This is a genomic window from Priestia sp. AB, from assembly GCF_028369225.1.
Classification (GTDB): Bacteria; Bacillota; Bacilli; order Bacillales; family Bacillaceae_H; genus Priestia; species Priestia megaterium.
This window is the reverse complement of record NZ_JAQMYN010000063.1, coordinates 1-574: the sequence shown is the minus strand read 5'-3', so window position 1 is coordinate 574 and position 574 is coordinate 1. Positions and strand designations below refer to the sequence as shown.

1 pseudogene is annotated in these 574 nt (G+C 42.5%); it reads left to right on the top strand.

From position 1 onward, the window contains the following. A pseudogene (locus POF52_RS31005) lies at positions 1–574 on the top strand (urocanate hydratase); the annotation flags it as partial.

The window sequence follows — 574 nt, the reverse complement described above, 5'->3', positions numbered from 1 at the left end:
AATGATGTATGGGCAAATGACAGCCGGTAGCTGGATTTATATTGGAAGTCAAGGAATTGTACAAGGTACATATGAAACATTTGCTGAATGTGCGAAACAACATTTTAATGGTAGTCTCGAAGGTACCATTACCGTAACAGCTGGATTAGGAGGCATGGGAGGCGCTCAGCCATTAGCCGTTACAATGGCAGGGGGCGTAGTCATTGGAATTGATGTTGACCGAACACGTATTGAAAAACGAATTGAAACACGCTATTGTGACGTTGTGTTAGAAAGCCTAGATGATGCGATTGCTTTAGCACAAGAAGCAAAGGACTCAGGAAAAGCGCTCTCGATTGGTTTGGTTGGAAACGCAGCTGAAGTGCTTCCTCAAATGATTAAACGCGGCTTTATTCCAGATATTGTAACGGATCAGACATCTGCGCATGATCCATTAAATGGATATCTTCCAGTAGGCTTTACCTTAGAGCAAGGGGAAGTATTACGTACTGAAAACCCTGAAGAATATGTAAGGAAATCTAAGGCGAGTATGGCTGTTCATGTTCAGGCTATGTTAGATATGCAGAAAGAAGGA